The sequence below is a fragment of the Psychrobacillus sp. FSL H8-0483 genome (assembly GCF_038637725.1).
Taxonomy (GTDB): domain Bacteria; phylum Bacillota; class Bacilli; order Bacillales_A; family Planococcaceae; genus Psychrobacillus.
Genome location: NZ_CP152052.1, coordinates 3913620 through 3937378, shown reverse-complemented (window position 1 = coordinate 3937378; position 23759 = coordinate 3913620). Strand labels below are relative to the sequence as shown.

General features: G+C 40.4%; 15 protein-coding genes, 6 tRNA genes and 3 rRNA genes. 22 read left to right on the top strand and 2 right to left on the bottom strand.

Annotation, left to right across the window (positions count from 1 at the left end):
• Window positions 1-51 precede the first annotated feature (51 nt).
• Window positions 52-732: a KinB-signaling pathway activation protein gene (locus MHB48_RS19290; protein WP_342599452.1), complete on the top strand. Its 681-nt coding sequence runs from the start codon at window positions 52-54 to the stop codon at window positions 730-732.
• A gap of 39 nt (window positions 733-771) precedes the next feature.
• Here the strand turns inward: MHB48_RS19290 and MHB48_RS19285 are convergent, their stop codons facing one another.
• Entirely contained in the window at window positions 772-1434 is a 663-nt protein-coding gene (locus MHB48_RS19285; RefSeq protein WP_342599451.1) for a hypothetical protein, read from the bottom strand.
• Between the two features lie 254 nt (window positions 1435-1688).
• Between MHB48_RS19285 and MHB48_RS19280 the strand changes: the two genes are divergently transcribed.
• The 19 genes from MHB48_RS19280 (at window position 1689) to glmS (ending at window position 19513) form a co-directional block, all read left to right on the top strand.
• Window positions 1689-3242 (top strand): 16S ribosomal RNA (locus MHB48_RS19280).
• Window positions 3243-3477: 235 nt separating this feature from the next.
• Window positions 3478-6406 (top strand): 23S ribosomal RNA (locus tag MHB48_RS19275).
• A 56-nt stretch (window positions 6407-6462) separates the two neighbouring features.
• Window positions 6463-6578, top strand: a 5S ribosomal RNA gene (gene rrf / locus MHB48_RS19270).
• Together the 16S, 23S and 5S rRNA genes form the textbook arrangement of a ribosomal RNA operon.
• Before the next feature lie 635 nt (window positions 6579-7213).
• A tRNA-Asn gene (locus tag MHB48_RS19265) sits at window positions 7214-7288 on the top strand.
• 9 nt (window positions 7289-7297) lie between these two features.
• Window positions 7298-7370 (top strand) — tRNA-Thr (locus tag MHB48_RS19260).
• An 88-nt stretch (window positions 7371-7458) separates the two neighbouring features.
• Window positions 7459-7534: transfer RNA gene (locus tag MHB48_RS19255), tRNA-Val, on the top strand.
• Between the two features lie 22 nt (window positions 7535-7556).
• Window positions 7557-7640, top strand: a tRNA-Tyr gene (locus MHB48_RS19250).
• Between the two features lie 6 nt (window positions 7641-7646).
• Window positions 7647-7721, top strand: a tRNA-Gln gene (locus tag MHB48_RS19245).
• Between the two features lie 26 nt (window positions 7722-7747).
• Window positions 7748-7820: transfer RNA gene (locus MHB48_RS19240), tRNA-Ala, on the top strand.
• 153 nt (window positions 7821-7973) lie between these two features.
• Window positions 7974-8555: a GNAT family protein gene (locus tag MHB48_RS19235; RefSeq protein ID WP_342599450.1), complete on the top strand. Its 582-nt coding sequence runs from the start codon at window positions 7974-7976 to the stop codon at window positions 8553-8555.
• Between the two features lie 69 nt (window positions 8556-8624).
• Window positions 8625-9530 (top strand): arginase, encoded by a 906-nt coding sequence (gene rocF / locus MHB48_RS19230; RefSeq protein WP_342599449.1) that lies wholly within the window; start codon window positions 8625-8627, stop codon window positions 9528-9530.
• 195 nt (window positions 9531-9725) lie between these two features.
• Window positions 9726-10298 (top strand): RNA polymerase sigma factor SigW, encoded by a 573-nt coding sequence (gene sigW / locus MHB48_RS19225; protein WP_340924537.1) that lies wholly within the window; start codon window positions 9726-9728, stop codon window positions 10296-10298.
• A 15-nt stretch (window positions 10299-10313) separates the two neighbouring features.
• Complete coding sequence (locus tag MHB48_RS19220) at window positions 10314-10943, top strand: zf-HC2 domain-containing protein (RefSeq protein ID WP_340924535.1); 630 nt, start codon at window positions 10314-10316, stop codon at window positions 10941-10943.
• 115 nt (window positions 10944-11058) lie between these two features.
• The gene (cdaA, locus tag MHB48_RS19215) at window positions 11059-11895 is read left to right on the top strand and encodes a diadenylate cyclase CdaA (RefSeq protein WP_342599448.1); all 837 of its coding nucleotides are present in this window, start codon (window positions 11059-11061) and stop codon (window positions 11893-11895) included.
• Window positions 11888-13159, top strand: a complete 1272-nt coding sequence (locus MHB48_RS19210) for a CdaR family protein (RefSeq protein WP_342599447.1) — start codon at window positions 11888-11890, stop codon at window positions 13157-13159. Before cdaA ends, MHB48_RS19210 begins: the two co-directional genes overlap by 8 nt.
• Before the next feature lie 37 nt (window positions 13160-13196).
• Complete coding sequence (glmM, locus tag MHB48_RS19205; RefSeq protein WP_342599446.1) at window positions 13197-14549, top strand: phosphoglucosamine mutase; 1353 nt, start codon at window positions 13197-13199, stop codon at window positions 14547-14549.
• Window positions 14550-14930: 381 nt separating this feature from the next.
• On the top strand, window positions 14931-15443 hold the full coding sequence (locus tag MHB48_RS19200; protein ID WP_342599445.1) for a type 1 glutamine amidotransferase domain-containing protein: 513 nt from the start codon (window positions 14931-14933) through the stop codon (window positions 15441-15443).
• 206 nt (window positions 15444-15649) lie between these two features.
• Window positions 15650-17254: a gamma-glutamyltransferase family protein gene (locus MHB48_RS19195; protein WP_342599444.1), complete on the top strand. Its 1605-nt coding sequence runs from the start codon at window positions 15650-15652 to the stop codon at window positions 17252-17254.
• A gap of 456 nt (window positions 17255-17710) precedes the next feature.
• On the top strand, window positions 17711-19513 hold the full coding sequence (glmS, locus tag MHB48_RS19190) for a glutamine--fructose-6-phosphate transaminase (isomerizing) (RefSeq protein WP_342599443.1): 1803 nt from the start codon (window positions 17711-17713) through the stop codon (window positions 19511-19513).
• Window positions 19514-20111: 598 nt separating this feature from the next.
• On the opposite strand, the gene MHB48_RS19185 is transcribed toward glmS, so the two are convergent.
• Window positions 20112-20885 (bottom strand): SDR family oxidoreductase, encoded by a 774-nt coding sequence (locus MHB48_RS19185; RefSeq protein ID WP_342599442.1) that lies wholly within the window; start codon window positions 20883-20885, stop codon window positions 20112-20114.
• A 1014-nt stretch (window positions 20886-21899) separates the two neighbouring features.
• Between MHB48_RS19185 and MHB48_RS19180 the strand changes: the two genes are divergently transcribed.
• Together MHB48_RS19180 and MHB48_RS19175 are read left to right on the top strand one after the other, a co-directional pair.
• Complete coding sequence (locus tag MHB48_RS19180) at window positions 21900-22151, top strand: acyl carrier protein (RefSeq protein ID WP_342599441.1); 252 nt, start codon at window positions 21900-21902, stop codon at window positions 22149-22151.
• On the top strand, window positions 22144-23538 hold the full coding sequence (locus tag MHB48_RS19175) for an AMP-binding protein (RefSeq protein WP_342599440.1): 1395 nt from the start codon (window positions 22144-22146) through the stop codon (window positions 23536-23538). Before MHB48_RS19180 ends, MHB48_RS19175 begins: the two co-directional genes overlap by 8 nt.
• The last annotated feature ends 221 nt before the right edge of the window (window positions 23539-23759 follow it).

Sequence of the window (23759 nt, the reverse complement as noted above, 5' to 3'; positions counted from 1 at the left end):
AATCGTTGTTACAATTTAAAGAGGAAATAGAGAAGATGGAGGAAATCTTGCGTGACTATACGAAATTGGTTTAAATTCTTTATGAATGCCATGCTAATTGGTGGCTTAATAACAGGTGTTTTAGGTTTATTTATACGTTGGGATGACGCCTTCGCGAAATATTATGAAGCAGGACAATGGAGTGAGTTTTTTGCTGCTCTTGCGTTTATGGTAGTAATGGGCTTTACAGTAAGTGTAATTGCACAAATGGGTTACTTTGCTTATTTAACCATTCATCAAATGGGTGTTAATATATTTAGAACCCTCACCCTATGGAATTGGGTTCAGTTACTAATTATTGCATTCGTGATTTTTGATTTAATCATGTTTCGATTTAGACCCAATGCGGAAACAACAGAGCAAATATGGCTATACGTAATTTTACTTGCAGTTTTAATCATCACCTCAGTAGTGGTTGCGATAGTAAAAGCCAATATGACAAAAAAACATGCTCTTATATCTGCTTTATTCTTTATGATTGTTGTTTCGACACTTGAATGGTTACCTGTACTTATGGTAAGAGCTGACAATGTAGATAGTTGGGTAACATTATTACTATTCCCGATTCTTGCAGTAAATGCATTCCAATTATTAGCTTTGCCAAAATATAATGCAAAATCGGATGAAGACCGTTCAAAGCTAGAAGCTCGCAGAAAAGCAAGAAGAGAAGCAGCAGCTGTAAAAACAAAATAAAAGAAAACTGCCCTGACTAAATGTCGGAGCAGTTTTTTCTTATTCAGGATATGACTTCTTTTTCATATTTAGTGCAAATAAATTTTGTTCAATCGTAATAAATGGTTGTGATTTCAGAAATTTTGTGAGTTGGTTTATTTCTACTTTTTCCTCTTGATGCATTGGAACGGAGAGAATATCTCCTTTTTCTAATACTAGGTTCCCTTTTCCCCAATACTTACTTGAGCCAAGTAAATTCACTTCCTCTTGCCAAGCACTCTGTTGGAGCTCCATTGGAAATTCATAATCTTTTGTTCGAAACCAAAGTGGCTTTTCCCCAATAGCACGCTCAAATCGCTCGATCTCTTTTTTGAATAAATCAGGATTCTCTATATAGTTAGAACCTTCTTGGCCTAAAAGTCCAATCGGCATATGCTTTTCTTTCATAAGTTCTAAAATGGTTTCAGATCGTTCAATCCATTCAATACTCATGAAAAATTGTGGATATGGGGCTTCTAAACTGTTTAAGAGTGTCTCTATTTCTTCTTTACCAAAGGTCAAATCAATCGTAACTGTGTTCCCATATGTCCCTTTTGAAATAACACTTGGTTTTTCTGTAACTTGAAAAACAGGAAGTATAGAAGAGTAATTACTTGGAATGATAAACAAAAGAAGAACAAATATAAGCATTAATGGCCCTACTAATAACAACTTTTTCTTCAACTGAACACACACCTTTTCCAATCGTTTTAATTAATTTTATGATTTAGTGTTGACATTCATGTTAAAACGATGTTAAGATACAAAGGTCGCCAAAACAAAGCGGCAACATCAACAACATGAACATTGAAAACTGAACATGCAAAACGTTAAGACATATAGCTTGAAAGACTAACTTCGGTTAGCTTGATAGCAAAACAATTTTGACATCATTTAATGATGATGCCAGCAAAATAAATGAGCTTTTTAAGTTCTCTATTATGGAGAGTTTGATCCTGGCTCAGGACGAACGCTGGCGGCATGCCTAATACATGCAAGTCGAGCGAATGACGAAGAAGCTTGCTTCTTCTGATTTAGCGGCGGACGGGTGAGTAACACGTGGGCAACCTGCCCTGTAGATTGGGATAACTCCGGGAAACCGGGGCTAATACCAAATAATCCATTTCCTCACATGTGGAAATGTTAAAAGACGGTTTCGGCTGTCACTACAGGATGGGCCCGCGGCGCATTAGCTAGTTGGTAGGGTAACGGCCTACCAAGGCGACGATGCGTAGCCGACCTGAGAGGGTGATCGGCCACACTGGGACTGAGACACGGCCCAGACTCCTACGGGAGGCAGCAGTAGGGAATCTTCCACAATGGACGAAAGTCTGATGGAGCAATGCCGCGTGAGTGAAGAAGGTTTTCGGATCGTAAAACTCTGTTGTAAGGGAAGAACAAGTACGAGAGTAACTGCTCGTACCTTGACGGTACCTTATTAGAAAGCCACGGCTAACTACGTGCCAGCAGCCGCGGTAATACGTAGGTGGCAAGCGTTGTCCGGAATTATTGGGCGTAAAGCGCGCGCAGGCGGTCCTTTAAGTCTGATGTGAAATCCCACGGCTCAACCGTGGAAGGTCATTGGAAACTGGGGGACTTGAGTACAGAAGAGGAAAGCGGAATTCCAAGTGTAGCGGTGAAATGCGTAGAGATTTGGAGGAACACCAGTGGCGAAGGCGGCTTTCTGGTCTGTAACTGACGCTGAGGCGCGAAAGCGTGGGGAGCAAACAGGATTAGATACCCTGGTAGTCCACGCCGTAAACGATGAGTGCTAAGTGTTAGGGGGTTTCCGCCCCTTAGTGCTGCAGCTAACGCATTAAGCACTCCGCCTGGGGAGTACGGTCGCAAGACTGAAACTCAAAGGAATTGACGGGGGCCCGCACAAGCGGTGGAGCATGTGGTTTAATTCGAAGCAACGCGAAGAACCTTACCAGGTCTTGACATCCCGCTGACCGTTCTAGAGATAGATCTTTCCCTTCGGGGACAGCGGTGACAGGTGGTGCATGGTTGTCGTCAGCTCGTGTCGTGAGATGTTGGGTTAAGTCCCGCAACGAGCGCAACCCTTGATCTTAGTTGCCAGCATTCAGTTGGGCACTCTAAGGTGACTGCCGGTGATAAACCGGAGGAAGGTGGGGATGACGTCAAATCATCATGCCCCTTATGACCTGGGCTACACACGTGCTACAATGGACGGTACAGAGGGTCGCAACCCCGCGAGGGTGAGCTAATCCCATAAAACCGTTCTCAGTTCGGATTGTAGGCTGCAACTCGCCTACATGAAGCCGGAATCGCTAGTAATCGTGGATCAGCATGCCACGGTGAATACGTTCCCGGGCCTTGTACACACCGCCCGTCACACCACGAGAGTTTGTAACACCCGAAGTCGGTGGGGTAACCCTTACGGGAGCCAGCCGCCGAAGGTGGGACAGATGATTGGGGTGAAGTCGTAACAAGGTAGCCGTATCGGAAGGTGCGGCTGGATCACCTCCTTTCTAAGGATATATTACGGAATACAGATTTTTATCTGTATCTTAACGTTTTGCAGTTCAGTTTTGAATGTTCATTTTTATGAGCATTTGAAAACTTGTTCTTTGAAAACTGGATAAAACGACATTGAAAGAAACAAATTCAAGAAATTCAATTTATAATCACTTCGGTGATTATATGTTGTGTAGTACTTTTAACTACTAATTTTGAATGGACTCCAAGTAATTGGAAGCCATATTAGGTTAAGTTAATAAGGGCGCACGGTGAATGCCTTGGCACTAGGAGCCGAAGAAGGACGGCACTAACACCGATATGCTTCGGGGAGCTGTAAGTGAGCTTTGATCCGGAGATTTCCGAATGGGGAAACCCACTGTTCGTAATGGAGCAGTACATTTACGTGAATACATAGCGTATCTGTGGCACACCCAGGGAACTGAAACATCTAAGTACCTGGAGGAAGAGAAAGAAAAATCGATTCCCTGAGTAGCGGCGAGCGAAACGGGAATAGCCCAAACCAAGAGGCTTGCCTCTTGGGGTTGTAGGACACTCTACATAGAGTTACAAAGGAATGAGCTAGACGAAGCGATCTGGAAAGGTCCGCAGGATAGGGTAAAAGCCCCGTAGTCAAAAGTTCATTCTCTCTTGAGTGTATCCTGAGTACGGCGGAACACGTGAAATTCCGTCGGAATCTGGGAGGACCATCTCCCAAGGCTAAATACTACCTAGTGACCGATAGTGAACCAGTACCGTGAGGGAAAGGTGAAAAGCACCCCGGAAGGGGAGTGAAATAGATCCTGAAACCGTGTGCCTACAAGTAGTTAGAGCCCGTTAATGGGTGATAGCGTGCCTTTTGTAGAATGAACCGGCGAGTTACGATTACATGCAAGGTTAAGTTGAGAAGACGGAGCCGCAGCGAAAGCGAGTCTGAATAGGGCGAATGAGTATGTGGTCGTAGACCCGAAACCAGGTGATCTACCCATGTCCAGGATGAAGGTAAGGTAACACTTACTGGAGGTCCGAACCCACGCACGTTGAAAAGTGCGGGGATGAGGTGTGGGTAGCGGAGAAATTCCAATCGAACCTGGAGATAGCTGGTTCTCTCCGAAATAGCTTTAGGGCTAGCCTCAAACGTTAAGAATCTTGGAGGTAGAGCACTGTTTGGACTAGGGGCCCATCCCGGGTTACCGAATTCAGACAAACTCCGAATGCCAATGATTTATGTTTGGGAGTCAGACTGCGAGTGATAAGATCCGTAGTCAAGAGGGAAACAGCCCAGACCACCAGCTAAGGTCCCAAAGTATTTGTTAAGTGGAAAAGGATGTGGCGTTGCTTAGACAACCAGGATGTTGGCTTAGAAGCAGCCATCATTTAAAGAGTGCGTAATAGCTCACTGGTCGAGTGACGCTGCGCCGAAAATGTATCGGGGCTAAACAAATCACCGAAGCTGTGGATTGATACCTTTGGTATCAGTGGTAGGAGAGCGTTCTAAGGGCGTTGAAGTCAGACCGGAAGGACTGGTGGAGCGCTTAGAAGTGAGAATGCCGGTATGAGTAGCGAAAGACGGGTGAGAATCCCGTCCACCGTATGACTAAGGTTTCCTGAGGAAGGCTCGTCCGCTCAGGGTTAGTCGGGACCTAAGTCGAGGCCGATAGGCGTAGACGATGGACAACAGGTTGATATTCCTGTACCACCAAACCACCGTTTGAGTAATGGGGGGACGCAGAAGGATAGGGTAAGCGTGCTGTTGGTTATGCACGTCCAAGCAGTAAGGTGTGAATGTAGGAAAATCCGCATTCTATAACATTGAGCTGTGATGGCGAGGACTTAGTCCGAAGTTCCTGATTTCACACTGCCAAGAAAAGCCTCTAGCGAGGTGATAGGTGCCCGTACCGCAAACCGACACAGGTAGTCGAGGAGAGAATCCTAAGGTGAGCGAGAGAACTCTCGTTAAGGAACTCGGCAAAATGACCCCGTAACTTCGGGAGAAGGGGTGCTCTTTTGGGTGAATAGCCTAGAAGAGCCGCAGTGAATAGGCCCAGGCGACTGTTTAGCAAAAACACAGGTCTCTGCAAAACCGTAAGGTGAAGTATAGGGGCTGACGCCTGCCCGGTGCTGGAAGGTTAAGAGGAGTGCTTAGCGCAAGCGAAGGTGCGAATTGAAGCCCCAGTAAACGGCGGCCGTAACTATAACGGTCCTAAGGTAGCGAAATTCCTTGTCGGGTAAGTTCCGACCCGCACGAAAGGCGTAACGATCTGGGCACTGTCTCAACGAGAGACTCGGTGAAATTATAGTACCTGTGAAGATGCAGGTTACCCGCGACAGGACGGAAAGACCCCGTGGAGCTTTACTATAGCTTGATATTGAATTTTGGTGCAACTTGTACAGGATAGGCAGGAGCCTTAGAGCCCGGAGCGCCAGCTTCGGAGGAGGCGTCGGTGGGATACTGCCCTGGTTGTATTGAAATTCTAACCCATACCCGTAACCCGGGTAGGAGACAGTGTCAGGCGGGTAGTTTGACTGGGGCGGTCGCCTCCTAAAGTGTAACGGAGGCGCCCAAAGGTTCCCTCAGAATGGTTGGAAATCATTCGAAGAGTGTAAAGGCAGAAGGGAGCTTGACTGCGAGACCTACAAGTCGAGCAGGGTCGAAAGACGGGCTTAGTGATCCGGTGGTTCCGCATGGAAGGGCCATCGCTCAACGGATAAAAGCTACCCCGGGGATAACAGGCTTATCTCCCCCAAGAGTCCACATCGACGGGGAGGTTTGGCACCTCGATGTCGGCTCATCGCATCCTGGGGCTGTAGTCGGTCCCAAGGGTTGGGCTGTTCGCCCATTAAAGCGGTACGCGAGCTGGGTTCAGAACGTCGTGAGACAGTTCGGTCCCTATCCGTCGTGGGCGTAGGAAATTTGAGAGGAGCTGTCCTTAGTACGAGAGGACCGGGATGGACACACCGCTGGTGTACCAGTTGTTCTGCCAAGAGCATCGCTGGGTAGCTATGTGTGGACGGGATAAGTGCTGAAAGCATCTAAGCACGAAGCCCCCCTCAAGATGAGATTTCCCATTACGCAAGTAAGTAAGATCCCTCAAAGACGATGAGGTAGATAGGTTCGGGGTGGAAGCGTGGCGACACGTGCAGCTGACGAATACTAATCGATCGAGGACTTAACCAAAATAGAATTTGAAGAATTCAATGTCTTTTATCCAGTTTTGAGTGAACAACTCAAGGTCTAGTGATGATGGCGAAGAGGTCACACCCGTTCCCATACCGAACACGGAAGTTAAGCTCTTCAGCGCCGATGGTAGTTGGGGGTTTCCCCCTGCAAGAGTAGGACGTCGCTGGGCACTAAGAAGTCGTTACCGAGAAATCGGTAACGACTTCTTTTGTGTTCGAAAAAGAAGACCGAAGGAAACATCTATTTTATTTATAAAAAAGCGTAGGAGGGGCAAAGAGTTCGAAGAAGCAAGCAGAGAGGCTCGGAGCTTATAGACTACGTTAGAACCGAATGACTACATACGATGAAGAAATCTGCCGTCCATTTACTTTCGCAGCCTGAACGCGGTAGGTTAGCTTTGTACCGGTGTTAATTGGGAGTTTCCCCCTTCAAGAGTTGGACTACGCTGGGCACCAAGAGGTCATTACTGGGAAATAGGTAACTTCTTTATTGATGTTTTTTTATTTGGTTGGATAGGTCTTGGTTATGCGTCATTTGGTCTCGATTCAACTCAGGATATAGTCTCGTTCATCCAGTTACGGTAAGAAAAGCTACTCTCTTTTTAAAAATATTTCCTTAAGGATACTTATTTCAAGTGGTTTTATTCAAAAAATAGTTCATAGTCATCCCTTCGACCGACCAGTTTATCCTTCTTTTTCACTTCAATTAATTTCACATTATAAATTAGGAAAAAAATAAAAAAATTGCTTGAAATTTATAGTAGACTTGCTATAATTATATTTGTACTTTAATTAGATAATACGTTCCGAAGTAGCTCAGTGGTAGAGCAATCGACTGTTAATCGATTGGTCGTAGGTTCGAGTCCTACCTTCGGAGCCATTTTTTTTTGCTTCCATAGCTCAGTAGGTAGAGTGCTTCCATGGTAAGGAAGAGGTCACCGGTTCAAATCCGGTTGGAAGCTTTCTTAAAAAAAGTACTTGTCCTTAAGTGAAAAGTATGTTATTATCATTATTGTCCGGTTTTTCTTATTGGACAATTTCTAAAACCCAGGAGGATTAGCTCAGCTGGGAGAGCATCTGCCTTACAAGCAGAGGGTCGGCGGTTCGAGCCCGTCATCCTCCACCATATTATTTATATACTTAGCTTTGGAGGGGTAGCGAAGTGGCTAAACGCGGCGGACTGTAAATCCGCTCCTTAGGGTTCGGCGGTTCGAATCCGTCCCCCTCCACCAGTTTATTGGGGTATAGCCAAGCGGTAAGGCAACGGATTTTGATTCCGTCATGCCCTGGTTCGAATCCAGGTACCCCAGCCATGACCTTACAAAGCTTTTATGATTTAGGGGCCTTAGCTCAGCTGGGAGAGCGCCTGCCTTGCACGCAGGAGGTCAGCGGTTCGATCCCGCTAGGCTCCATAATTTTATATTAAAGTAACCCTTTCCAAAGTACTTGGAAAGGGTTTTTTCTTGCCTTTTAACGGAATATTCCTTGTTTCTCCAAAAAAAAAATTCTTTTCAATATTACCTACTTATCGTTATGATGAAATAAAAAATGCGAGGTGTTGAGTTTTGGGAGAAACAATTATCTATGGGGACGTAACCCTTCGACCATTAACACAAATGGATTTTCCGTTTCTATGGGAACTTTATGAACCCGAAATTTTTGAATTTATGTTGAATAAAATTGAAAATCTAGAGCAACTTGAGAAATGGCTGCAAGTTGGTATTAAACAAATGAGAATCGATAAAACTGCTTTTGCATTTGTGGTGGAAGACACAAACACAAAAGAAATAATGGGTACTACCCGTATTTACGGCATAGATCACACCAATCATGCTTGTGAAATAGGCTCCACTTTTTACGCTAAAAAATTTCAGCGCACGCATGTGAATACGGTATGCAAATACTTGCTTTTGAAATATTGTTTTGAGACATTAGAAATGTTTCGTGTTCAATTTAAAACAGATGAGCAAAATATAGCTTCACAGCGAGCAATAGAACGAATAGGTGGTATAAAAGAAGGGATACTACGCAATGAACGAATACGATCTAATGGTACCATGAGAAATGCGGTCGTTTATTCCGTTGTAGATAGCGAATGGTCCGAAGTAAAAGGTCAACTTGTTCAATTAATGAATAAATACTCATAATATTGTGAGGTTGAGCCAACTACCTATTGGGAATTACAATAGATGTATGAACTGAAAGGGGTAATAATAATGAAAAAGTTAAATCTATCTATTATAGGAGTACCAATGGACCTTGGACAAAATAGACGTGGGGTTGATATGGGGCCAAGTGCGATTCGTTATGCAGGGGTAGTCGAACGTCTAAAAGATCTTGGTCATTCTGTGAAAGATGAAGGCGATATTCCGATAAGTCATACTAGAAAAGAACAATCTCCTAATACCCATTTACGTAACTTAGAAGAAGTTATTGAGGGAAATGCTGCACTAGCAAATAAAGTGCACGAAGTTTTAGTAGAAGGGCAATTCCCACTAGTACTTGGTGGCGATCATAGTATTGCTATCGGGACACTTGCTGGTCTTGCGGATCGCTACAAAAATCTTGGTGTTATTTGGTATGATGCACATGCGGATTTAAATACTGCGGAAACTTCTCCATCAGGAAATATACATGGGATGCCGCTTGCAATAAGTATCGGATTAGGTCATGAAGATTTAGTCAACATTCGTAAATATTCTCCAAAAGTTAAACCAGAAAATATCGTAATCATTGGTGCGCGTTCTGTGGATCCAGGAGAGCGAGAATTAATTAAAGAAAAAGGCATCAAAGTCTTTTCCATGCATGAAATCGATAAGCTTGGGATGACAGAAGTGATGAACCAAACGATTGCGTATTTCCAAGAGCGCGAAGTAGATGGTGTACATCTGTCTTTAGACTTAGATGGAATAGACCCACTTTATACACCAGGTGTCGGCACTCCTGTCCCAGGAGGCATCAGCTATCGCGAAAGTCATTTAGCAATGGAAATGCTGTACTCGTCCAATCTCATTACATCTGCTGAATTTGTAGAAGTAAACCCAATATTAGATGAAAAAAATAAAACAGCAGATGTTGCAGTTGCGCTTATGGGCTCTTTGTTTGGGGAGAGTTTAGTTTAAACACTTACTTTTGAATATAAATTTTGTTTTTAATCTATAAAGCAGACACTTGTCTGCTTTTTCTTTTTTTTATTATCAACACAGAGTTCCAAATTTTTGATAAAATTGAAATAATGAATACATAAAAAATGAAACCTGTTGAAGCCTTTATCCGTATAGGTAAAGACAGCCGCATGGAGCGGAGGGGAAATCACGATGGATGCGTTAGTGAACAAACGAATAAAACAAGTGTTAAAAGGCGATAAAGACGCATTCGCGGAGATTGTCGACCTGTATCAACATAGACTATTTCAAGTGTGTTATCGCATGCTAGGAAATCGTCATGAGGCAGAAGATATATCGCAGGAAGCATTTGTGCGAGCCTTTATAAACATACACACGTTTGATCAGAAAAGAAAATTCTCAACTTGGCTGTACAGAATCGCTACGAATTTATGCATCGACCGTATTCGTAAAAAAAAGCCTGATCTTTATTTAGACGCAGAGGTAAAGGGTACTGAGGGTCTAGACATGTACTCACAAATAGCTGCTGCAGAAGAACTTCCTGAAGAAGAACTGATGAAGCTCGAATTGCAGGATCGAATTCAATATGAGATAAGTCGACTTCCCGATAAATATAGATCAGCCATCGTACTGAAATATATGGAGGAATTATCTTTACAAGAAATAAGTGAGATATTAGAATTACCACTTGGAACAGTAAAAACAAGAATTCATAGAGGTCGAGAAGCGCTTAGAAAACAATTAAGCAAACAACCGAATTTTTAATAGGAGGGAATCACGATGAATGCGTGTCCAGAACGAATTGTTCACTTTATGCATGAATATTTAGATGGCGAAATTAGCCGTGAACATGAGCTGGAACTTAAATCTCATTTGCAATCATGCGTGGATTGTCAGAAACATATGCATGAGCTAAGCGATGTAGTTGCTTTTATCAAAGGAGCAGCTCATATAGAGGCACCAAATGCCTTCACTCATTCAGTAATGGCGAGACTTCCGAAAGAAAAGTCCCACGCCGGTGTTAGCAGATGGTTGCGTCATCATCCAGTTCTTACTGCAGCAGCATTATTCTTCTTGTTTATGAGTAGTGCGCTTTTTACCAATTTTAATGATGAGCAGCAATTTTCTTTTACCAAGCAAGCAAACGTCATCGTCGAGGGTGAAACAGTTATTGTTCCCGAAGGACAAGTTGTAAAAGGTGATCTTGTTGTGAAAAATGGAAATGTTCGGATTGACGGAGAATTAGATGGAAATTTAACGATTATTAACGGATCAAAGTATATGGCTTCTACAGCTGTTATTACGGGAAAAACGGAAGAGATTAACAAAGTATTTGACTGGCTTTGGTTTCAGATAAAAGATGGCGCTAAAGAGGTCATGTCATTTTTCGATAAGGAAGAATCGAAATAAGAAGAAGTCTATCCGGAACTTTGGATAGACTTTTTTCGTCCCAAAAGGTAGAGAATTCCGTAACTGTGTTATACTTACTGTATATGGATTCGTGATGAAAAGTGGGGGATGCCACATGTCGTTTATGGAGCAATTTACAGACTTAATGCCAGTAAACGTTATTGTAAACATTTTGGATGTTCTATTTGTCTGGTTTGTTATTTATAAAATTATAACCCTTATTAAAGGAACAAAAGCTGTTCAATTATTAAAAGGGATTTTTGTCATTGTCATTGCTCGTGTTGTGACTGACTTTTTAGGCTTAAATACGCTTGGTTGGATGTTAGAGCAAGTTATTAATTTTGGATTTTTAGCAATCATTATTATTTTCCAACCTGAAATTAGAAGAGCACTTGAACAAATAGGTAGAGGTAAACTATTCTCGAGAAGCTCGATGCAAGTAGAAGAAGAGCAAAGCCGTTTAATAGAGGCCATGACTAAATCGGTTAGTTATATGGCGAAACGCAGAATTGGAGCATTAATCTCTATTGAAAGAGAAACGGGCTTAACAGAATATATTGAAACAGGTATACAGTTAAATGCACATCTTACTTCGGAATTAATGATTAACATTTTTATTCCAAATACACCACTACATGATGGTGCAGTAATTGTTCAAAAAAATAATATTACTTCGGCAGGATGTTATTTACCATTATCTGAAAGTCCCTTTATCTCCAAGGAGCTAGGGACAAGACATAGGGCTGCAATAGGTTTAAGCGAAGTGACAGACGCTATTACAATTGTCGTATCGGAAGAAACCGGAGCAGTCAGCTTAACATCTAATGGCGACCTCCATCGAAATTTATCCATGGAAGAATTTAAGGTTCACTTAAAACGTCTTTGGTTTGGACCGACGGAGGAACAAGTAACTTCTTCTAAATGGTTGTGGAGGGGGAAACAAAATGGATAAAATGATGGATAATCCATGGTTTTTGCGAATAATTGCACTTACTTTAGCCATATTGCTGTTTGTTTCTGTACAATCCGAAATGGAAAAAGATAACATGAATGTAAGTGGCACAACAGTAGATGTTCTTCGTGATGTGCCAGTGGAAGTATATTATGATGATGATAATTTAGTCGTAACAGGTGTACCCGAGACTGTAAATGTAAATATAGAAGGACCTTCACCACTTGTCTTGTCTTCAAAGGTGATGAAAGACTATAAAGTGTTTTTAGATCTTAGGGAGTTATCTATTGGGAAACATCGTGTTGCTGTATCCAATGAGAATTTTTCTGAAAAGCTAAAGGTACGTACGGATCCGCTCTATGTAGATGTAGTCATAGAAGAACGTATTTCGGAAGAGTTTAATGTAGAGATAGATATGAATGAGGGCTTATTAGCAGAGAATTACGTGGTAAAATCCTATGACGTTGAACCTAAAAAAGTAACGATTACAGGAGCAAAGAGTGTCATTGAAAGCATAGACTATGTAAAAGCTACGATTGTGGGAGATCAAGGGATCAGTAAGTCCTTTGAACAAGATGCAAACGTTCGAGTTCTTGATGCTGATTTAAATAAATTAGATGTATCGGTCGAACCGAAAACTGTCCAAGTAAAAGTGAAGGTTGAAGAATATAGCAAAGACGTTCCGGTAGTCCTCTTAAAACAGGGTACACCTAAAGAAGGTGTGACGATTAATGGTTTATCAACTAATGTGGAGACGGTACGATTGTATGGACCACGCCCAGTGTTAGATAAAATAGAGCAGTTAAACGTAGAAGTAGATGTAAGTAAAATAGAAGATGCGGGTAGTTTTGATATGAAGTTAGCAGTTCCTGAAGGGGTAACGAAATTATCGTTAGATAAGATTAAAATTATAGGAGATGTCATACCGGCTCCTTCTCCACCTGAACAACAAGAAGAAGAAGAAAAAGATGTAACTTCTGGTGTGACAGAGAAATCATTTGAGCAAGTGACAATAGCTGTAAGGGGTCTGCCGGAGCAGTTACAAAGTAATTTTAATACGCCTGTAGATGGAGTTGTCTCTGTTGTAGCAAAAGGGACACCCGAAGCTTTAGAAAATGTCCAGTCTGACAATTTTTCAGTATACGTAGATGCTCAAAATTCAGAAGTTGGAGAAGTAGCTCTCCCTATTCAAATTGATGGCCCAGCTGGTGTAGAATGGGTAACATCTGAAACAGAGGCAAAACTAACGATAAAAGAAGCTTAATACACAGGATAACAGGTAGTTAAGGAGAGAAGATTAAATGGGAAAATATTTTGGGACAGATGGCGTTAGAGGAGTAGCAAACTCAGAGTTAACACCAGAGCTTGCGTTTAAATTAGGTCGTATTGGCGGGTATATTTTAACAAGAGAAGCTAAAGAACGCGCAAAAGTATTAATAGGCCGTGATACACGCGTATCGGGCCATATGCTAGAAGGAGCACTTGTTGCAGGTCTTTTATCAGTTGGAGTAGAAGTAATGCGTTTAGGTGTTATTAGTACACCTGGTGTTGCTTATTTAACAAGAGTGATGAGTGCAGATGCAGGAGTAATGATCTCAGCTTCTCATAATCCAGTAGCAGATAACGGAATTAAATTTTTCGGTGCTGATGGATTTAAGCTTTCAGATGAGCAAGAGTTAGAAATAGAGCAATTAATTGATGCTGATGTGGATGAGCTTCCACGTCCTACTGGTGAAGGTGTAGGGTCGGTGTCTGATTACTTTGAAGGCGGACAGAAATACATTCAATATTTGAAGCAAACAATTGACGAAGAGTTCATAGGAATTCATGTTGCATTGGATTGTGCAAATGGATCAACTTCTTCCCTTGGAACACATGTATTCGCTGACTTAGATGCTGATTTGTCAACAATGGGTTCATCTCCAAATGGCTTGAATATTAATGAAGGCGTTGGTTCTACACACCCAGAAGGCTTAGCGAAATTCGTTTTAGAAAAGGGAGCAGATATAGGTCTTGCTTTTGACGGAGATGGTGATCGCCTAATTGCAGTTGATGAAAAAGGCCAAATTGTAGACGGCGACCAAATTATGTATATATGTGCAAAATATTTAAATACGAAAGGTCGTTTAAATAAAAATACAGTAGTGTCCACTGTCATGAGTAATATGGGCTTTTATAAAGCATTAGAAGCACATGACATGACAAGTGTGAAAACGGCAGTAGGAGATCGTTACGTGGTAGAAGAAATGAAAAAGAATGGCTATAACCTAGGTGGGGAACAGTCCGGACATATCGTATTCTTAGACTACAATACAACAGGCGACGGTTTATTGACTGGTTTACAACTCGTGAATATCATGAAAGTAACAGGGAAAAAACTTTCAGAGCTGGCATCAGAGATGACGATTTATCCTCAAAAACTTGTAAACGTACGTGTGACTGATAAGCATGCAGTTACTGAAAATGAAAAAGTAGCAGCTATTATAAATGAAGTAGAATCCGAAATGGCTGGCAATGGTCGCATACTTGTGCGTCCTTCTGGCACAGAACCTCTTGTACGAGTAATGGTAGAAGCAGCGTCTGCAGAAGACTGTGAAACCTACGTAAATCGTATTGTAGAAGTAGTAAATGCTGAAATGGGCTTAGCAAAATAAATAATACGTAAATCCGGCATATTGCCGGATTTTTTTATTTGGAGGGTCTGTTAAATGATCATGCTGTTATGGACGAAAATCCTCTCGCTTTCCGCGGCCGAACTGCCAAGCCTCCTCGTGGCAACAGGATGTTGGTCACGAATCCGTTGCCACATGGATGTGGCGAACTTAGGATTTGTTCCTATAAGCCCGATTGGGGGTCTTTGCAGTCCCATTTCCGCAGGAGTCTCGCGGATTTTCGTCACAAAATTTATTCTTCTAAAAAACAACAGCATAATTTAACAGAGCCTATTTGAACAAAGTTTCTGCACTATTTTTTATGTTTATTCTACTTCGATAAGTGGAATAGTATGAAAGAACAAACAGATAAGGAGTGAGTAAATGGCTAAAGTAGCAACATTAATCACAAATATGTTTGAGGACGTGGAATACACAAGCCCTGCACAAGCATTAAACGATGCTGGACATGAAGTTTTTATTATTGAAAAAGAAGCAGGAAAAGAAGTGACAGGTAAACATGGGGAAGCTAATTTGAAGGTAGACTATGGAATAGATGATGTAAAGCCAGAAGATTTTGACGCATTATTTATACCTGGAGGATTTTCACCGGACATTTTACGTGCAGATGATCGATTTGTTCAATTTGCTAAATCATTTATGGATGCAAAGAAACCGGTTTTTGCAATCTGTCATGGACCCCAATTACTGATTACAGCTAAGACATTAAAAGGTCGAGATGCAACTGGTTATAAGTCCATTCAAGTAGACCTAGAAAATGCAGGAGCAAATTTTCATGATGAAGCAGTATTCGTTTGCCAAAATCAGCTTGTAACAAGCCGTACACCGGATGACCTCCCAGCCTTTAATAGAGAAATCGTAAAACTGCTGGGCTAAAAGAAAATTGACAAAGCACCTTCCGTTAATCGAAGGTGCTTTTATTATGGCGAATTTTAGAAGTTTGTCTTGGTTATTGAAGCTAATTTATGCTGTTCCCTTTACATTTATATGAATATTCTATATTTTTAATATAATTAAAAGTTAACTAGTTATACACGACAAAAATATAGAATGCTAGGGTTAAAAATAAAAGGGGGGTCAACATGGATTATTTATATCACCCATTTCCAGCTAAAAGGCATACCGTTTTTGCCAAGAAAGGGATGGTTGCAACATCACAACCACTTGCAGCGCAAGCTGGATTAGAAATTTTAAGAAATGGTGGAAATGCGATCGATGCAGCAATCGCAACAGCAGCAGCACTTACAGTTGTAGAACCTACTTCGAATGGGATAGGGGGAGATGCGTTTGCATTAATTTGGACAAAAGATAAGATTCACGGGTTAAATGCATCGGGTCCAGCACCTCAGTCTATTTCAGCAGAAGAACTTAGGACAAAAGGGTATGAGAAAATGCCTATGCACGGGGTTATTCCAGTTACAGTACCCGGGGTACCAGCAGCGTGGGCTGCATTGTCAGAGAAATTTGGAAAGTTACCACTTAAAGAGGTACTCCTTCCAGCTATTCGCTATGCAGAAGAAGGATATCCGTTAACACCTATACTAGGAAAGTATTGGAAGTTGGCTTTCCATAAGTTCAAAACTTCTTTTACATCGGAAGAATTTACGTCCTGGTTTGAAACTTTTGCTCCGAATGGAAAAGTACCAGAAGTTGGCGAGATGTGGAATTCCCCAGGTCATGCCAGAACGCTTCGAGCAATTGGAGAATCAAATGCAAGAGACTTTTATGAAGGGAAAATAGCGGATCAAATAGATACGTTTATGAAAAAATACGGTGGATACTTGACAAAAAGTGATTTGTTGTCCTACAAGCCTCAATGGGTTGAGCCGATTTCTGTAGATTATCGAGGCTATGATGTATGGGAAATCCCTCCTAATGGTCAAGGGATGTTGGCACTAATGGCACTTAATGTGTATAAGAATCTTGAAAAGCCTAAGTGGCAAAATGCGGATACCCTGCATCACCAAATCGAGGCGATGAAAGCAGCATTTACGGACGGCCAAGCATTTATTACGGAGCCAGAAGAAATGCCTATCAGTGTAGAGTATTTATTATCTGAAGAATATGCTAAGAAAAGATCGATCACTATTAAAGATGAGGCTAGTAATCCTGAAGCCTATGATTTTCCTAAAGGTGGCACAGTATATTTAGCAGCAGCGGATGAAGAAGGAAATATGATATCTTATATCCAAAGTAATTATATGGGGTTCGGTTCTGGTATTGTCATTCCCGATACAGGTATAGCATTACAGAATAGAGGCCATGACTTTTCTTTAGATGAATCCCATCCGAATGTGTTAAAGCCGGGTAAAAGAACGTACCATACCATTATTCCGGGCTTCTTATCCAAGGATGGAAAAGCGGTAGGACCGTTTGGGGTAATGGGTGGATATATGCAACCACAAGGTCATTTCCAAGTAGTTACAAATACAGTAGATTTCATATTAAATCCTCAAGCGACACTAGACATGCCGCGCTGGCAATGGTTGAAAGGAAAAATAGTTCATGTAGAACCAGAGTTCCCGAACTATCTCGTACAAAGTTTAGTGAGGAGAGGGCATACCATTCAAGTAACAACGGATGGTGGTAGTTTTGGACGTGGACAGATTATTTGGAGAAACTCTGAAACGGGAGTTCTCCAAGGAGGTACTGAATCTCGTACGGATGGAGCAATAGCAGCTTGGTAATAACAAAATATATTTTGCCTTATCTATGGTGAGATAGAGGTATAAAGAAGAGGCTCTAATTTAGGTCTCTTCTATATTTATGTCTCTAGCCCTAAGGCGTAAAATTGACTTGAATATACTGAGAGTATATAATTAGTAAGTTGCTTAATAGTCTTTGAGTAAGCAACCGCGTAGAAATGGAGGGAAAGAAAACGCGTTAAAACAAGGAAAACAATTATAGCGCCAGAGCTGAAGAAATTGGACGGAAATGTATCTTCAGCAGACGAGGTGGAGGTTATCGATTATTCGGCGGATGCCTCCCGACCGTAATATGCCCGGTTGTAATTCTTTTTCATAAACTATTCGAGCGATCGAATGACAAAGGGAAAAGAAGGCATTCTTAGCTTAATGAGCTACTGCACTTTATGTGTAGAGAGCTTATTTTGACTTGAATGTATATAAATGGAGGAATAGATTATGTGTGGAATTGTAGGATATATTGGTGAGTTAGATGCAAAGGAAATTCTATTAAAAGGTTTAGAGAAATTAGAGTACCGTGGATACGATTCAGCGGGAATCGCTGTACTGAATGAAGATGGCGTAATAGTTTTCAAAGAAAAAGGTCGTATTGCTGATTTACGTGACGTAGTAGACGAAGACGTAGCTGCAAAACTAGGGATTGGTCATACTCGTTGGGCAACACATGGTGTTCCAAACCAGTTAAATGCGCACCCGCATCAAAGTACAACACAACGCTATACACTTGTGCATAATGGTGTAATTGAAAACTACCACCTAATGAAAAAAGCATATTTAGCTCATGTAGAAATGGCTTCTGATACAGATACAGAAGTAATTGTGCAGCTTATCGAAAAATTTGCTAATGATGGTTTATCGACGGTCGATGCACTTAGAAAAACATTGCATCTTATTCACGGATCATATGCACTAGCATTAATTGATAAAGAAGATGAAAATACAATTTATGTAGCAAAAAATAAATCACCACTTCTTGTAGGACTTGGTGAAGGCTTTAACGTAGTGGCATCAGATGCGATGGCGATGCTACAAGTAACAGAACAATATGTAGAGCTTCATGATCAAGAAATTGTAATCGTGCATAAAGATTCTGTAGAAATCCAAAAGCTTGATGGAACAAAAGTAGAACGTGCTCCATACAAAGCGGAGCTAGATATGAGTGATATTGAAAAAGGAACATATCCTCACTACATGCTAAAAGAAATGGATGAGCAGCCAGCTGTAATCCGTAAAATAATTCAAGCATACCAAAACGAACAAGGTGAGCTTACAATAGATCCAGCTATTTTAGAGGCACTACATGAGGCAGATCGTCTGTATATTATTGCTGCAGGAACTAGTTATCATGCAGGTCTAATTGGAAAAGAATACTTTGAGAAAATTGCAGGTATTCCAGTGGAAGTGCATATTTCGAGTGAATTCGGCTACAACATGCCACTTCTGTCTGCAAAACCATTATTTATGTTCATTACACAATCAGGTGAAACTGCGGATAGCAGACAAGTACTAGTGAAAATAAAAGAAAAAGGTTACCCAACGATTACAATGACAAACGTACCTGGGTCTACTCTTTCTCGTGAAGCAGATCACACTTTATTACTTCATGCAGGTCCTGAAATCGCAGTTGCATCAACAAAAGCGTATGTTGCACAAGTGGCAGTACTAATGGTGACAGCTTCTGTGTACGCGCAATCGCAAGGCAAGACATTAGATTTTGAAGTTGTGAAAGAACTAGGTATTGTAGCAAATGCAGTACAAACAATTGTAGATTCCAAGGAAGAAATGGAACAAATTGCAAAAGAATTCCTAGCAACAACAAGAAATGCATTCTTCATCGGACGCAATATCGACTTCTATGTAAGTCTAGAAGGTGCGTTAAAACTTAAAGAAATCTCTTATATCCAAGCAGAGGGATTTGCTGGTGGGGAATTAAAACACGGTACAATCGCACTTATTGAGGACGGTACACCAATTTTCGCTCTTGCCACTCAACAAGCGGTTAGCCTTAACATTCGTGGTAACGTAAAAGAAGTAGTAGCACGTGGCGCAAACCCATGCATTATCGCAATGGAAGGTTTCCAAGAAGAAGGAGACCGCTTTGTACTTCCAAAAGTACACGATCTATTCGCACCACTAGTAGCAGTAATCCCATTACAGCTGATCAGCTACTACGCAGCATTGCATAGAGACTGTGACGTTGACAAACCAAGAAACTTAGCGAAGTCAGTTACGGTTGAATAAGTAAAAAGATTCGATGCTTCACCTGTGTAGTTTTGTAAAAAAGATTGATCATTTAAAACAAAGTTCGATCATTTGAAATAAAGATTGATAATTTATAATAAAGTTTGATAAGAAATAACCTCTTCGGATATGATGTCCGTAAGAGGTTATTTTTTTATTCAGATAAATATTAGGGGTGTTTGTATGGAAAGAGATTTTAGTTGGCTGTGGGAAAATTTAAACTGGGGCGCTAGAGGGGTACGACCGAGGTACTTGTAAAAAAGGGTCATATCATGGGATTAATTTCCATGTATAACCCTTTTTGATCTTTACGGTCTTATAAACTACACAGGAATATCTCCCTCGATTGGTTGTGGAATATTTTCTAAATCATTCATATAGTCTCCAAAACGTTATATTTGCCTAGTTAGATATGGGCTTAGCATGACAATATCTTCCTTTGAAAATTCATAGCCTTCTTTTGAAAGTTCCCATAGAATATGGATGGTTAAGATAACCGCGTTTTGTTGGTAGGACCCCTGATAGTATGTTTTAAAAACAAAGGTTCTTGTATTGAATTGAGAGATAATCGTTTTAAAGAAGTTTTAACCGTGTGTTTTTAGTAATAAACAGTATTTCCTATTCCACCAGTTACCGAAATGACATCGCCAGTAATCGATGCTGACAAAGGTGAAGTTAGGAAGGTAACGACATAAGCAATTTCCTCCGCTGTAATCAAGCGGTTGAGTGGACTCATCGCTGCTGCCTTGCTTAAAGCTTCCTCAGTAGTGAATCGTTCTCTATTCGTTTCCGTGTCAACAATCCCTGGATAAATAGCATTGACGTTAATTCCGTGTTTTCCTAATTCCAATGATGCGGATTTAGTTAAATGAACAACAGATGCATTACGCGGACCAGAACTAAAATAATTGCCGCCTATTCTGGCTGCGAGACCACTTATATTGATAATACGCCCCCAATTATTTTTGATCATATAAGGAGCAACCGCCCGCATACAACGAAAATAGCCCATATATTTTTCTTCAAAATCTTTCAAAATAAGTTCGTCTTTAATGTCGTTAAAATCCTCTGGCTCTCCACCGCCAACACGGGCTCCGCTGTTGATTAGAATATCAATACTACCCATCGCTGCTGCTGATGTTTCAACTAAATTTAGGATAGAGTCAGGATCCGAGGTGTCTGCCACTATAGGATAGATATTTCTTTTTGTTTCTTGGGCTAATTCCTCGGCAGCTTTCTTTAGTGAGGATTCGTTTCTTGAACAAATTGTACAATCCACCCCTTCTAGAGCCAACTGACGGGCAATAGCTTTACCAATGCCTCGGCTTCCTCCTACAATGAGTGCTTTTTTTCCAGATAATTTCAAGTCCATAGATTCAACCTCCTAATTCTATTTAATACTCTATAAGTTCAAACTCAAATTTATTTTTTGAATATTAAATCTTTTATATTTTTGATTCTACCTGTTAATTATAATTGAATCAATTTCATAATGCTCTTTTTTTTAAAAGCCACAGACGCACAGAATTTTTAAATACCTTAAAAAATTTATTAAGCTGCTTGAATTTTAGTCTTATTCTGTAGAGAAAGACGATCACATGCTAGTTTTGATGTGTATTTGAAATTAAGTTGAACCGTTTTGAAAAAAGTCGTACCGTTTATAAAAAATTTTAACCGTTTTAGAAGGATAAATATAAAGAAAACATTGCTATATCAGAGTTTATAAAATGTTTTGATCGAACTTTTTTATAAAAATCGCACACCGATTCATAAGAAAAGCATCCATTTTGATCAATCTTTTTTCAAAAACGGATTTATTAATACAGCGATAAATCAGCGTTTTATCGAGCTTTTTTAATCAAACTTTTTAACAAAGCAACACACCTGTTTGCATACAACTCAATCGTGACGTAAAAACTGGTTAGATTACTAACCAGTTTTTTTATTTATTGCGTGAGTTGTTGACCTTTTGAAAAGCGATATGTTAGAATCATATCTGAAAATGATTCTCGTTATCAAGAAAAGATAATGAAAATGTGCTAATAAGTGCTGTCTCGATGAAAAATAACAGAATTATTGATTTGAATAGTCCATAATGGTTGCGCATTTTGTCCATTATTTCTTCCATCGATATTCTAAATATTTTTCTTCGAGCTTGAGTGCTTTTTTCAGTACTTAATAAAATCGGGCTAAAGTGTGCATTATCCTCGACAAAAAAGTATAACTTCAGACAGATCTAATATGGATTAGGTTACCGAAAATTTGAGGTGCATCATCTTCAAGATGTGGTTGCTGAACCCTAGAAAATTTGTCAGATATAGATACCGTTTGAGCTAACAAGTTCTTCACACAGATACAGGAGAAAGTAATTATTGAAAGGGTGTAAATGATGAGAAATATCGAAAAATATAGAAATGCATTTATCAATGCGCTAGATTTGGAGGAAGATGATGTATGTGAAAATTTAGCACTTGGAGTAACAAGAGAATGGGATTCAATTGGACATATGACACTCATTTCTGAGATTGAGGAAGTTTTTGATGTCTCATTAGATTCTGAATGGATTACAGAGTTCGATTCTTACCTGTCAGGAATGGAGCTATTGAAACGTTTGGGAGTGGACTTTATTAATGAATAGTTTCAAAAAATTTGAGGAGTTTGGGAACCGCACCGCTGTATATGCTGAACGAGAATATTCTTACTCTGAAATGTTAGAAATCGCTGACGCTATCTGTGGTCAAGTAGGTGAAAGAACGCTCGTTTTTTGTTTATGTTCAAATAATAAAGAGTCTTTATTTGGCTACGTGGGCTTTATTAGGGGTGGTGTTGTACCTGTACTTTTGGATGCATCCATCCATATTGATCGGTTGCGCAGACTGATTAACCTTTATAAGCCTACATACATTTGGGCGAGTAGTGAAAATCAAGACCTATTAAAAGTAATGGATAGTTCATTTGTGTTTGGAGATTACACATTATTTAGATGTCCGACATTTTTCCAACATGATCTTGATGAACATCTTGCGCTCCTTTTAACAACCTCTGGAAGTACTGGGAGCCCCAAATTTGTTCGCTTAAGTTATGAAAATATTTTCAAAAATGCTGAATCCATAGGGAAGTACCTTGATATCAATGCAGACGATAAACCTATAACAACACTTCCAATGAATTACTCCTATGGTCTTTCTATCATCAATAGTCATTTCATATGCGGGGCGACGATAATTGTAACGGATGCATCTATCATGAAAAAAGAGTTTTGGGACTTATGTAGAGAGCAACGAGTAACAACTTTTGGAGGAGTTCCTTTCGTGTATGAGATGCTTAATAGGCTGAAGTTTGAAGAGTTTAATCTTCCAAGTTTAAGAAAACTAACTCAAGCAGGTGGAAAATTAAGCACAACTCTATCGTACAAATTTGCTAAAGTATGTAATCAGAAAGGGATTCAATTTTTCACCATGTACGGTCAAACTGAAGCAACGGCTCGGATGACCTATTTACCATGTGAAAAAAATCTTGAAAAAGTCGGTAGTATTGGTATTGCCATTCCAGATGGAGAACTGATTCTGCAAGATAACAATGGTAAAAAAATTACAGCGCCTAATGTTATCGGCGAATTGATATACAAAGGAGCAAATGTTTCATTGGGGTATGCTGAGTCGTTATTCGATCTTTCGAAAAAAGATGAGAACAACGGGATTTTGCGCACAGGTGATATGGCTTACTTTGATCAGGATGGTTATTTTTTTATAGCCGGCCGAATCAAAAGAATGATTAAAGTCTATGGAAACCGTATCAGCCTGGATGAAGTTGAAGGACTTTTAAATGAGCATGGTCATAATTGTATCTGCGCTGGGACGGATGACCAAATGTATATTTACACATTAAAAGAAGATCGTGTTCAAATTAAAAAAATAATTAAGGAAAAATTAAACTTAAAGGGCTTTGAGATTATGAAAATTGAGGATATCCCACGTAATCATTTTGGAAAAATCCTCTATTCTGAGTTACCTAAATATGGATAATCGATAATCGCCTGAATCCATAACAGGAAATGTGATACACGTGACAAAACCTTAAATACTGAGATCTGAAACTGAGTGTGCCACCTTCTAGGTGAAACATTGAAATAACGTGAAACCTACATTAGTACATGGGTTATTAGTTCTTAAGCGTTTCGTCGACACATTTCAGGGTTTCACGCAACTTGGACAACTTTAGGGTTGTTTTTTGTCTCGTTTTATGA

What these genes read in the sequence shown, in the direction of transcription:
- rocF (WP_342599449.1), top strand. Translation starts at nt 8,625, where the DNA reads ATGAAAAAGTTAAATCTATCTATTATAGGAGTACCAATGGACCTTGGA.
- sigW (WP_340924537.1), top strand. Translation starts at nt 9,726, where the DNA reads ATGGATGCGTTAGTGAACAAACGAATAAAACAAGTGTTAAAAGGCGAT.
- MHB48_RS19220 (WP_340924535.1), top strand. Translation starts at nt 10,314, where the DNA reads ATGAATGCGTGTCCAGAACGAATTGTTCACTTTATGCATGAATATTTA.
- cdaA (WP_342599448.1), top strand. Translation starts at nt 11,059, where the DNA reads ATGTCGTTTATGGAGCAATTTACAGACTTAATGCCAGTAAACGTTATT.
- MHB48_RS19210 (WP_342599447.1), top strand. Translation starts at nt 11,888, where the DNA reads ATGGATAAAATGATGGATAATCCATGGTTTTTGCGAATAATTGCACTT.
- glmM (WP_342599446.1), top strand. Translation starts at nt 13,197, where the DNA reads ATGGGAAAATATTTTGGGACAGATGGCGTTAGAGGAGTAGCAAACTCA.
- MHB48_RS19200 (WP_342599445.1), top strand. Translation starts at nt 14,931, where the DNA reads ATGGCTAAAGTAGCAACATTAATCACAAATATGTTTGAGGACGTGGAA.
- MHB48_RS19195 (WP_342599444.1), top strand. Translation starts at nt 15,650, where the DNA reads ATGGATTATTTATATCACCCATTTCCAGCTAAAAGGCATACCGTTTTT.
- glmS (WP_342599443.1), top strand. Translation starts at nt 17,711, where the DNA reads ATGTGTGGAATTGTAGGATATATTGGTGAGTTAGATGCAAAGGAAATT.
- MHB48_RS19185 (WP_342599442.1), bottom strand. Translation starts at nt 20,885, where the DNA reads ATGGACTTGAAATTATCTGGAAAAAAAGCACTCATTGTAGGAGGAAGC.
- MHB48_RS19180 (WP_342599441.1), top strand. Translation starts at nt 21,900, where the DNA reads ATGATGAGAAATATCGAAAAATATAGAAATGCATTTATCAATGCGCTA.
- MHB48_RS19175 (WP_342599440.1), top strand. Translation starts at nt 22,144, where the DNA reads ATGAATAGTTTCAAAAAATTTGAGGAGTTTGGGAACCGCACCGCTGTA.